This is a genomic window from Mesorhizobium sp. M1A.F.Ca.IN.020.04.1.1 (assembly GCF_003997315.1).
Lineage (GTDB): Bacteria > Pseudomonadota > Alphaproteobacteria > Rhizobiales > Rhizobiaceae > Mesorhizobium.
Genome location: NZ_RZSN01000188.1, coordinates 1 through 10,591, shown reverse-complemented (window position 1 = coordinate 10,591; position 10,591 = coordinate 1). Strand labels below are relative to the sequence as shown.

Genomic DNA, 10,591 nt, shown 5'->3' with positions numbered 1-10,591 from the left:
CGGGCAATGCTTGCCGCCTCCGGATCGATGCGGTCGAGATATTCCAAAACCGCCGCGATCGAGCCTCTCATATTGTAGATATCGAGGCCGTAGAACCCTGCCTGGCTTGCCGGTGTTTCGATCTGCTCGTTGTGCGCACGCAGCCACTCCACGAATGCCGCGAATTCGGCGTTGCGCCACATCCAGGTGGGAAACCGCTGGAAAGGCATGTCGGCGCGCGGCGAAGGTGGGCGGTGGCGCACATAGCGGTCGATCGCCGCGGCGTCGGGCCAGTCGGCTTCAGCGGCGACGATCGTGAAGCCATGTTTCTCGATCAGTCTTCTGGTGATCCAAGCCCGCGCCCGATAGAATTCGGATGTACCGTGGCTCGCTTCCCCGAGAAGCACGATCCGCCGGTCGGCAAAGCGATCGAAGGCCTCCACAAAGGCGGGATCATCGAACTCCGGAAGCGGTTCGGCCGCTGCGGCAATCATCTGCGGAAGACTGCGCGCTGGCAAGAGCGGGGAGACACGGCTGGATCGGATGCGGTTGTCCTCCTGCCAGCCTTCTTCGCCGATCAAAGGGACAAAGCGCACGGCACCGAAATCTTCCTCGCTGTAGGTGGAAGCGCCCGTGCGGGTGACTTTGAGGAGGCGCTGCTCGTCAGGGTCATCTCCGACCGGAATGACCAGCTTGCCGCCGACATCCAACTGCTGCTGCAGCGCGAGCGGCGCGCCGGGCCCGCTCGCCGCGACGACAATGGCATCGAACGGTGCCGCTTCGGGCCAGCCCTTGGTGCCGTCGCCGGTGCGCACATCGATGTTGCGATAGCCAAGCGTCTCGAAGCGCCGTCTCGCGGTTTCCGCCAGGCCGGCGTGCCGTTCCATCGTGTAGACATGATCGACGATGCGGCTCATCACGGCGGCGGCGTAGCCAGATCCCGTGCCGACCTCGAGGACGTGATCGCCGGGCCCGATCTCAGCCATTTCCAGCATGAACGCGACGATATAGGGCTGCGATATCGTTTGGCCCTCGGCAATCGGCAGCGGTCCATCCTCGTAGGCAAATTCTTCGAAGCCAGGGTCCACGAAAGTCTCGCGTGGGACCTCGCGCATCGCTGCCAGGATCTCACGATCATGAATGCCGCGGCGGCGGAGATGAACATCGACCATTCGGCGACGTTCGCGGGACAGGTCGAGCATGTGCATCCTCAACAGGAAGTTGGAATCGCAAGCGGCTGCGGCAACGTCATCCCTCGGCTTCCATCATCGTCCTGGCCGGCTCCCGCGCGACGTTCTCCTCGATCCGCTCGCGCCCCGGAGTCTCCGGCAGCGCCTTGCGGAAATTCTTGGCATAATCGGGCGGCATCTTCGGCATCAAGGCTTCGTCAATAACGCGCTCGACCTCGTCGGCCCGTTCGATGCTGGCGCAAGCCATCAATGCGGCAGATTCTTCATGGCGCACCTGGACAAAGGAGATTTTGTCCCGGTTTTTCCGCAAAGCCTCCATGATGCCGTTGATGCCATCGCCGGGCAGGCCGAACATGACCTCGACATCCCAAGCAACCCGAGTGTCGACGAAAATTTCGGCTGCATTTGGCATGGCCAGGCTCCAATGAATGCATTCCGAACCAGTAGGGCGGCAGTTGGTTCCCTTGGCCACGCAGCCAGGCCACCGCCTCGCAAGGAGCGAATTCGCGGGAACGAGCGAGCCGGACGCGGATTGAATCCTCATTCGCTGACGAGCAAAGCGCCAGGATTGGCGATTAGCCGGAAGGGTTGATCATGAGCGAGCCACTGAAAACCACAAATCACGAGGTGATCCGGGCTTGGATTGAAGCCCGCGAAGGCAGACCTGCAGTCGCGCGGACTGCAGGCAAGGGAGCGGTGCTGCGCGTCGACTTCGGCGAGCAGGAAGAGGATCTGCAGCCCGTCGAATGGGAAGAGTTCTTCGCCATATTGGATGACAACGAACTTGCCTTCGTGCACCAAGACCTAACGGCGGAAGGTTTGCCCAGCCGTTTCAACAAATTTGTCGAGCGCGGATGAGAGAAGCGCCATGCGATCGGGCGGAAAGCAACTCGCTCGCCTGATGCTCGCTGCTTACGCCTGCCGCTATTGATTGCCCGGCATTTTGTTGCTGCCTTGCGGATCCTTTTTTATGCCGGCGGCGGGAGACGTGTCCTGGGGTGCGTTTCCGCCCTGGTTCTGCTCAGGTGTCCGCTTCAACGGTGCCGTCGGCCAGCTACTCTGGACATAGGCGAAGGCCCAGTAACATGCCAACAGCACAACCACTGTCAGGATCAGCGGCAACAGCACTCGTCTCACGCTGACTCCTATTTGCTCTGCTGACGGTAATCGCCGGCCCGCGGATCGAATCCGGTCCAACCGCCAGCTTCGTAGTCGTTCCGCCGTTCGCCGATGTCCACCGACCTGGAATCGTGGAGGATCGCTTGTGCTTGCGGAGCGAGGTCATCTTCGACGCGAGCGGTAACCAGAGTGCCGCCCCGGCGAATGCCTTCGGCATAGATATGGGCGTCGCCCTCCGACACGCCGCCGTCGGTCAGACTGCCGATGATGCCGCCGGCCGCTCCACCGACAACTGCGCCCGCGGCCGCGCCCGCGGCTGTCGCCGCCAGCCAGCCAGCCGCCACGACCGGACCGACGCCAGGTATTGCTATGGCGCCGAGGCCCGTCGCCAAGCCGCCGGCGCCGCCCACGACCGCCCCGATCCCGGCTCCACTGGCTGCATCTTCGGCGGCCGCGGAAGAATGCCGGCCGTCGGCATTGTTGGCGATGATGCTGAGATCGCTCGGCGGTACGCCCATGGACTCCAGCTCGCCCACGGCATCGGCGGCATCGTCATAATCGTCGAACAGTGCGGTGATCGTCTGCATTTTGATGTCTCCTATCGATTACTATCGGCCGCCAAAGGTTTGCGCGTTATCGGCTGCGACCGCCGGAAAAACGAGGGAGGTCGCAGCGACGGCCAATGGCGCGAGAAGTGTCCGCATGTTCATGGCTTCAAGCTCCTGTGGCTTCCAGCTCGTGCTCGATGGGCCGGAGCCGAACAAGCGACTCAGGGCTTTGTTCCAGTCCGAGCCTGTCGATTTTCAGATGGCGTCTGCCGGAACTGTGATCCGAAGGCCGCGTTCCACGACAAGCCCACCTCAGAGGTTCTTGCTCGCCGCAAGTCGCTTGGACGGAACGGCCTTTCCTGCTGCGGTTTGGTCAAGAGGGCGCTCTCGGCAAACGAACTGGCGGCTACCGTCTGCGATTTCCTTCGGCCGTTTGGCTCAGGGTGCCGCAACGGCCGCACATGGTCGCCAAGGCGATCCCGCCGGGCGCGTAGGCGGCTGACCATGCAGGCCGCCTACTCCCTTGGACAGGAACATTTGCAGCCCTTATCGGTTAGCTCAAGACCAGCGATAGGTTGCTGGAGAAACCACCTTCGACAGGAAGGGAAACGCCATGTTCGGCTCCGATTTATGGCTATTCGTTGTTGCCGGCGGTCCGCTGATCCTTCTCATTGCGATCATCTACGTGCTTTTCACCCGCCGTCACAGAGGTCCAGTCGAACGGCGCGAGAGCGACCGCGCGACCGAGCGCTTGTACCGCGAGCAAAAGGACTAGCGCACCAGCCAAGCTGTCGCGCCCAAGTCGTTGTTTTCACGCGATTTCGGCAATGCTCCGCGCGCGGCGCGGCTTGCCTGCTCTCCGGACGGTGTTGCCGGGCCATTTCGCAAGCTCCGACAGCGGAACAAGCGGGCCCCGCGGCTGTTATCGAAAGGTCCGAAATCGGAGCAGCAGTTGATGACCAACGACGAGTTGCCGGGTCTGCCAGCATCGCTCCCCGTGATCGACGCGAAAGCCGAGCCAACGCTGAGAAGCGCCGCGGCGGAGGCGTTCTACACCCATGCGATCCGCGAGCTCGCCGCTACCGACATTCCTTTCCTGGTCGCCGGGACCTACGCGGTGAGCGCCTATACGGGCGTGGTTCGGCAAACCAAGGATCTGGATATCTTCTGCAAGGCCGGAGATTGCGCGCGCATACTCGAGCACTTCAAGAACATCGGCTATGCGGTCGAGATCCGGGACGATCGCTGGCTCGGGAAGGTCTTCGAGGGCAAGCATTTCTTCGATGTTATCTTCGCCTCGGCCAACGGCACGATGCAGGTCAAGGATCAGTGGCTGGAGCATGCCCGCCAAGTCGAGCTGCTGGGCAGCCGGGTCCGCATCATCGGCCCAACGGAGCTCATCTGGTCGAAATGCTTTATCCAGGACAGAGGACGCCACGACGGCGCCGACATCGCCCACACCATCCTCAAGGCGCACGATCAGATCGACTGGCAAAGGCTGCTCGCCTATCTCGATGTCCATTGGGAGGTGCTGCTGATGCAGGTCCTCAACTTCCGGTGGATCTATCCCAGCGAGCGGGACCGCATTCCAGACTGGCTGCTCGACGAACTGCTGGGCCGGCTTGCGCGGCAACGGCAGCTGCCGTCGCCCAAAATGAAGATCTGCCGCGGCCGCCTGCTGTCGCAGGTCGACTATGAGATCGACGTCAAGGAATGGGGGTTTGCCGGCGTCGGCGGCGTTGGAGAGATGCGCGATGCCTGAACCAGCCACATCAGCCAAATCAAACGGCAACGGTGTCATCAAGGTCGCCGCCATGGGCGACCTGCATGTTCAGGAAGATGCCCAGACCTCGTACCGCGACCTGTTCGGCGAGATATCGCGCGAGGCCGACGTCCTGGTCCTTACAGGCGATCTCACCAATCTCGGAAAACCGCGTGAGGCGGAACTTCTGGCCGAGGATCTGCGCGCATGCTCGATTCCCGTGGTCGCGGTTCTCGGCAATCATGACTACGAATCCGGTTGCGTCGAGCAGATCGCTGCAACGCTCCGCCAGGCGGGGGTCCATCTCCTCGATGGCCAGGCGATCGAACTGAACGATGTCGGCTTCGTCGGCGTGAAGGGTTTTGTCGGCGGCTTCGGTCGAAGGATGCTGGGCTCCTTCGGTGAGCCGGCCATCAAGGCGATGGTGGCCGAAAGCGTCAACGAGGCAATGCGGCTCGAGAATGCTATGCGGCAGGTGCGCGCCAAGCGCACGCTCGTGGTGCTCCACTATGCGCCGGTCCCGGAGACCGTGGCGGGAGAGCCTCCGGAAATCTTTCCGTTCCTCGGCTCCTCGCGGCTGGCCGAAACCATCGATCGCTTCAAGGTAAGCGCCGTGGTGCATGGCCATGCCCATCGCGGCTCGTATGAAGGCCGGACCCCTGGTGGGGCCAGCGTCTACAACGTCGCCATGCATATCGCGAAGCCGACCGGCCGTCCTTACGCGCTGCTCGAAATCTGAGGCGCAGCGCTGCCTGCCGCTTCGGAACCATGCCGGCAGCGATGAGTTGTGCAGGAGACCAACGGAACCAACTTCGATGCCTGACCCCAGACAACCGGATCCCGATCGCGACACGCCGATGCCGGCGCCCAGCTGGAAACCGGAGCCGGTCAGGAAGCCGGAGCGGCACGGGCTGCCGGACGAGGTGCCGCGCCCAAATCCCGATGAAACCGACGATCCGCCGGCGCCTGCCGGGCGCATCCGGACGGAGTAAGCTCGATGGCTGCGCCTCGCGCGATCTGGAAAGGCTTCATGAAGGTCGGATCGGTTTCATGCGGCGTCAAGATCGTCGGCGCCACCAGCGAAGCGTCGAAAATCCATTTCAGGATATTGAACCGGAGGGACGGCCTGCCGGTGAAAAGCGCCTATGTGGATGAGGAGACCGGCGAACCGGTGAACGCCGAGGACCAAGTCAAGGGCTTCGAGACCGACAAGGAGGATTTCATCCAGATAGAGCCCGAGGAGATCAAGGCGCTGAAACTAACCTCCGAGCACACGCTGGAAATCGGCGAGTTCGTGCCGGTCGCAGACATCGACACGCGCTATCTCGAAAAGCCCTATTACCTCATTCCGGCGGAGGATGCTTCCGCAGAGGCGTTCAACGTCCTTCGGGAGGCCATGAAGAACAAACGGGTGGCGGCGCGATCCTGTGTCGTCCTCTACCAGCGCGGACGCGAGGTTCTCATCCAGCCCTTCGGCAAGGGAATGCTTCTCACCGAGCTGCGGGACCGCAATGAGATGGTTTCGGAGGCGACGGTGTTCGAAGGGCTGAAGAAGCAGGACTACGAGGCGGACCTGCTCGAGATCGCCGGCCTGCTGATCGACAAGAAGGCGACGAAGTTCGATCCTTCGAAATTCGAGGATACATACGAGAACGCGCTGATCGCCATGATCGAGGCCAAGCGCAAAGGCAAGAAGCTGCCCAAGGCGGCGCCGAAACCGCGTGAGAACGTCATCAATCTGGCCGACGTTCTGCGCAAAAGCCTTGCCAAGGAGGGCATCGCCGCGAAAGGCGCGAAGCAAGGCAAACGCAAGTCAGCTTGACGCCAAGAAAGGCCGCTCAGACCTCGTCGAACCGGCTTCCTTCCTTGGAGGGATCGCGCGCGAGGACCCGCTCCTCCTCGTCGTCCGGGAGTGCCTCGTCACTTTCCTGATAGGGATTGTCGTCGTCTTCTTCGGGGAGCGTTCCCTCCGCTTCTTCATCGTCCTGCGGGTCGCCGTTGACGGCGACGCTGTCGGGCAGGATCCGGCCGCCCTCAAGCGCGTCCCAGTCCTGCTGCTCGACTGCCGGAGCCTCGGTTTCGTCCTGATTTGCGGTGCGTTGCTTTTTACGCGGGTCCATCTCGTTCTCCAATGCTGCAAGCCTATCCGGCTCGCGGTTCGCTCAGTTGGAAAACCGCTCAGGCGATTGGTGGTTCCGCCCGTTGCAGCAAGTGGCGGCCGTTGTGGCGTCGCCTCTCCCTGGTAGGTGCCCTACGCGATCTGTTCGAACGTGCATTGGCGCGGCGCCTTGTCGGGCCGCCAGCGCACCAGCCTTGTTCCATGCCGGAATCGGTCGCCGGTGACATGGTCGAAGCGGACCTCCACGACCAATTCGGGCCGCACCGGCTCCCATTCTCCGCTGCGCTCGGTGCTCCAGCGGCTCGGGCCGCCGGGTGCCTTGCCGGTGAAGCCGAGCCCGCCGCGCAACGCTTCAAGCCTCTTGGTCAGCGCCGCTCGCTCGTCACTGGCGATGGTCGAGGTGAAGCCGACATGATCGAGCTGGCCACGGTCGTTGTAGAGGCCAAGCAGCAGCGAGCCGATCTGGCGCTTGCCGCTCAGGTAGCGAAAGCCACCGACCACGCAGTCTGCTGTGCGCAGCCGCTTGACCTTGATCATGGTTCGCTCGCCCGGGCGATAGGGTTCGGCCAGTGCCTTGGCGACCACGCCATCGGTGGCACCTCGGCCGGCGCCGCGCAACCATCGTCTGGCGGTCGCGAGGCTCGTTGTGGCCGGCGAGAGCTTCAGCCCGGCGTTCTCTGCCCTGGCAACGAAGTCCTCGATCGCCCGGCGCCGATCGGGCAAGGGCAAATCGAGCAACATCTCGCCTCCCGGGGCAGCCAGTGCATCGAACAGGATCAACCGCGCCGGTGTTTCCGCGCTCAGCTTGCGGATACGGCTCTCGGCCGGATGAAGGCGCATCTGCAGCGCGTCGAAGGAGACGCGCCCGTCGATCTCGATCACGATCTCGCCGTCCACGACGAATTGCCTTGCGGCGAGGTCGCGCAGCATCGTGGTCAGTTCGGGAAAGTAGCGGCCGAGCGGCTTGCCGGATTTGGCGCGAAGCTCGACGGCGTCGCGGCCTTTGAAGGCCAGGCAGCGAAACCCGTCCCATTTGGGTTCGTACTGCCAGGGACCTTCAGGCAAGGCGTCCGCGGTCCGCGCCTCCATCGGCGGCGTATCCAAAGACAGCGGAAACTCGGGGCTCGATGTCGCTGGTTGGGACGTAATCCTGGAGGTCTCCATCTCGGTAGAACGTTCGACCACACCTGTAGTTTCCGGTCGACGGGAACGAGTTGCACGGCGAGGCGTTGCCTCACCAAAGTTCAGAAACGAAATGTCGAGCTTTGACCGCGTCGGGCACTTCTTCACCAGAGCGAACATGAACTTCCGACAGGAAATCCGATGTCGGCTTCCGGCTTGAGCTATGGTCCTCTGGGCGAGCGCTGCGCGCATCTATGCGTCGACATGCAGAAATTGTTCGCGGAACCTTCGGAATGGGCCACGCCGTGGATCACCCGCGTCCTTCCGAGGATCGTCAGCCTCGTCGAATGGAAAGCCGAGCAAACCCTTTTCACGCGCTTCGTGCCGGCTGAAAAGCCTGGCCTGGGTGCCGGCACCTGGAGACGCTACTATGAGCGCTGGGCCTCGATGACGATCGAAAATGTCGGGCGAGAAATGGTCGGGTTGCTGCCGCCGCTGTCATCCTTCTGTCCGCCGGCGCAGGTGATCGACAAGCATGTTTATTCGCCCTGGCCGGAGGGCAGACTGCAGACGGCACTTGCCGCGCGCAGCATCGACACCCTGGTGGTCACGGGAGGCGAAACCGATGTTTGCGTGCTCGCAACCGTCCTGGGGGCGATCGACATCGGATATCGCGTGGTGCTGGTCACGGATGCGCTTTGCAGTTCATCGGACGCGACGCACGATGCCCTGATGACCGTCTACCATCAGCGCTTCGCGCAACAGGTCGAGACCGTCGAGATGGAGACGGTCCTTTCGGCCTGGACCTGAACGTTATGGGACGATCCGCACCGGCTACAGCCGAAAGCGACCGATCAACTGCTATTTGACGGAACCGCAATGTTTCTCCGAAATTGCGCAGGCAGGGAGCGTGTAGATGCCTAAACCAGCGAAACGGGAAAAAGCTCGCAAGCCAAATCCGTCTGACCCCAACCCAAAGCGAAAGCCGCCGAGGGACACGCGCGAAAACCCGACACGGAATCCGGACGGTCCCGGCGAATTGCCGGACACCACCACGCGTGAAGAAGTCGAGACAGTCAGGCCTAACCTGAAACGCTAGTACCGGTAGGCGTACGTATTTCCGAGGCGCGACGCTCTGATGTTGTGGAGATAGGCCGCGCGAAGATTGACTTGTCGGCCCGACAAGACTGCGATTGCCGGCCAAAAAAGGAACCCCGGCTGCAGTGGTTGGGTGGGGGGCACGGCAGCCGAGGTCAATGTTTTTCTCAGAACTGTGGCGCCGTTTGCTTCAAACCGCAAATCTCGCTCTAAAGGTCGAGATATGCTCGCACGCAGCTTTGAGGAGCAGAATTCCTGTGATGGCAACTTAAGGTTGTCATCCTTTCGGTCATATTAGCCACCTAAGATATAATTACCAAATTGTTAACCAGGATTAATGCGCCTTTTCCACAGCATCGTAGTATGCATTTGAGGCTGGATTACCTCAATGGAGCGGGGATCCCATACGTCCGTGGGTTGGGCCGGCGTATGCACTACTCCTTGAATCTATTCCTCACTTCGCAGCAAGTCGCCCGACACACGGTAAACAGCGTATCAGTTCATGCCGCTGAACAAGCCCTGCGTGGGAGTCAAGATAAAAAGGGGAGCGAGCGAAGTCGGCGGCGGAGAGGAGTAAATAAGGCGATGGGACATCTTCAAATTTCCGAGTCTTGGAAAGACGCGACGGGGTCGTTGCAGAACGGGCATCTGACGGACGTGAACGGGCTCGGCACGTCTGATCTCGAAGAAGGACACCCGACCGAAGGTCTGGTGGTAATTGTGGACAAGCGGGCACTCGAGCGCGAATGTCTTGCTCGAGGCCTTATCGAACATAATCCGGCTTTGCGCGTCAGCGCCGTAGGATCTCTTGATGAGATTCAGCACGTCGCCGGCGGGGCGGAGGCTTCCGCGATCCTCGTTATTCTCGGCGCCCGAAAGGTGACCGACCAGAGCGTTCGGGCGGAACTTGTGCACCTCATCTCCGAGGTCGGCGCCGTACCGGTAATCGTCGTGGTTGATTCCGACGAGCCGGGGGAGATCCTTGCGGCTCTCGAATGCGGCGCCCGCGGCTACATTCCGACGAGCGTCAAAGTGAAGGTCGCTGCCGAGGCCATCGGTCTCGCCCGCGCCGGAGGAATCTTCGTGCCCGCCAGCTGCGTGCTGGCGCTTCGCGAGATCATCCATTCGACGGCAAACGGCGCCCGTCCGCTCGCCGGAATGTTCACCTCGCGCGAGGCCGCGGTCGTGGAAGCGCTCAGGAAAGGCAAGGCCAACAAGATCATTGCCTACGAGCTCAACCTCTGCGAGAGCACGGTCAAGGTCCATATCCGCAACATCATGAAAAAACTGAAAGCCACGAACCGCACTGAGGTGGCCTACAAGCTTAGACAGATGATGCTTTGAAGGCTGCCCAGGCCTGGTGCCTGGCAATAGAACCACGCACGCCGATCCTCGACGTGGAGGCGGACCTATTTCAGGTCCGCCTCCCTTCGAGATTCAAGAGTAGGACGGTGCCTGCAGGTCTTGAAACGGATGCGCTCAGGCCGATGCTCAGGCATGTTCCCGGTCGAGCATCTCGAATCCTGCCTTCACGAGAAATCCAACACTGTCGCGGCCCAACTCCGCACCGCGATATGCTGCTTCGGCAGCCTTCAGGCCTCCCGTCAGTCTGCGGATCACCGGAGCCGCTCCGAGTATCTCGAGCGGCAGGCCC

13 protein-coding genes and 1 pseudogene are annotated in these 10,591 nt (G+C 61.9%); 8 read left to right on the top strand and 6 right to left on the bottom strand.

The genetic code is table 11. The features are described 5' to 3' along the window. Nucleotides 1-1,181: protein-L-isoaspartate(D-aspartate) O-methyltransferase (locus EOA49_RS26840; protein WP_127243447.1), on the bottom strand; the 1,181-nt coding region annotated here is incomplete at its 3' end. Nucleotides 1,182-1,404: 223 nt separating this feature from the next. After that, a pseudogene (locus tag EOA49_RS26835) lies at nt 1,405-1,581 on the bottom strand (thiamine pyrophosphate-binding protein); the annotation flags it as partial. A 182-nt stretch (nt 1,582-1,763) separates the two neighbouring features. Here EOA49_RS26835 and EOA49_RS26830 point away from each other — a divergent pair. Continuing rightward, nucleotides 1,764-2,027, top strand: a complete 264-nt coding sequence (locus EOA49_RS26830) for a hypothetical protein (RefSeq protein ID WP_127241335.1) — start codon at nt 1,764-1,766, stop codon at nt 2,025-2,027. A 66-nt stretch (nt 2,028-2,093) separates the two neighbouring features. Here the strand turns inward: EOA49_RS26830 and EOA49_RS26825 are convergent, their stop codons facing one another. After that, nucleotides 2,094-2,306 (bottom strand): hypothetical protein, encoded by a 213-nt coding sequence (locus tag EOA49_RS26825; RefSeq protein ID WP_082953722.1) that lies wholly within the window; start codon nt 2,304-2,306, stop codon nt 2,094-2,096. 8 nt (nt 2,307-2,314) lie between these two features. Then, nucleotides 2,315-2,875, bottom strand: coding sequence for a hypothetical protein (locus tag EOA49_RS26820; protein ID WP_067320640.1), 561 nt, complete (start codon nt 2,873-2,875; stop codon nt 2,315-2,317). Between the two features lie 574 nt (nt 2,876-3,449). On the opposite strand from EOA49_RS26820, the gene EOA49_RS32845 reads away from it, so the two are divergent. The 5 genes from EOA49_RS32845 to EOA49_RS26805 all read left to right on the top strand — a co-directional run bounded on the left by EOA49_RS32845 (nt 3,450) and on the right by EOA49_RS26805 (nt 6,420). Then, nucleotides 3,450-3,611: a hypothetical protein gene (locus tag EOA49_RS32845; RefSeq protein WP_082953723.1), complete on the top strand. Its 162-nt coding sequence runs from the start codon at nt 3,450-3,452 to the stop codon at nt 3,609-3,611. 180 nt (nt 3,612-3,791) lie between these two features. Further along, a complete protein-coding gene (locus EOA49_RS26815; protein WP_067320790.1) occupies nt 3,792-4,598 on the top strand; it encodes a nucleotidyltransferase in 807 nt (268 codons plus the stop codon). Continuing rightward, nucleotides 4,591-5,337 carry a metallophosphoesterase gene (locus tag EOA49_RS26810; protein ID WP_067320643.1) on the top strand — a complete coding sequence of 249 codons (747 nt, stop codon included), beginning with the start codon at nt 4,591-4,593 and terminating at the stop codon, nt 5,335-5,337. The genes EOA49_RS26815 and EOA49_RS26810 overlap by 8 nt, the downstream gene beginning before the upstream one ends. A gap of 76 nt (nt 5,338-5,413) precedes the next feature. Then, complete coding sequence (locus EOA49_RS32840; protein ID WP_082953724.1) at nt 5,414-5,590, top strand: hypothetical protein; 177 nt, start codon at nt 5,414-5,416, stop codon at nt 5,588-5,590. Nucleotides 5,591-5,595: 5 nt separating this feature from the next. After that, nucleotides 5,596-6,420 (top strand): Ku protein, encoded by an 825-nt coding sequence (locus EOA49_RS26805; RefSeq protein WP_127240816.1) that lies wholly within the window; start codon nt 5,596-5,598, stop codon nt 6,418-6,420. A 16-nt stretch (nt 6,421-6,436) separates the two neighbouring features. Here the strand turns inward: EOA49_RS26805 and EOA49_RS26800 are convergent, their stop codons facing one another. Next, nucleotides 6,437-6,718: a hypothetical protein gene (locus EOA49_RS26800; protein WP_066992031.1), complete on the bottom strand. Its 282-nt coding sequence runs from the start codon at nt 6,716-6,718 to the stop codon at nt 6,437-6,439. 131 nt (nt 6,719-6,849) lie between these two features. Next, a complete protein-coding gene (locus tag EOA49_RS26795; RefSeq protein ID WP_127240821.1) occupies nt 6,850-7,881 on the bottom strand; it encodes an ATP-dependent DNA ligase in 1,032 nt (343 codons plus the stop codon). Nucleotides 7,882-8,040: 159 nt separating this feature from the next. On the opposite strand from EOA49_RS26795, the gene EOA49_RS26790 reads away from it, so the two are divergent. Together EOA49_RS26790 and EOA49_RS26785 are read left to right on the top strand one after the other, a co-directional pair. Next, a complete protein-coding gene (locus EOA49_RS26790) occupies nt 8,041-8,649 on the top strand; it encodes a cysteine hydrolase family protein (protein WP_066992037.1) in 609 nt (202 codons plus the stop codon). An 873-nt stretch (nt 8,650-9,522) separates the two neighbouring features. Then, nucleotides 9,523-10,281 carry a response regulator transcription factor gene (locus tag EOA49_RS26785; protein ID WP_067320656.1) on the top strand — a complete coding sequence of 253 codons (759 nt, stop codon included), beginning with the start codon at nt 9,523-9,525 and terminating at the stop codon, nt 10,279-10,281. Nucleotides 10,282-10,591 lie beyond the last annotated feature (310 nt).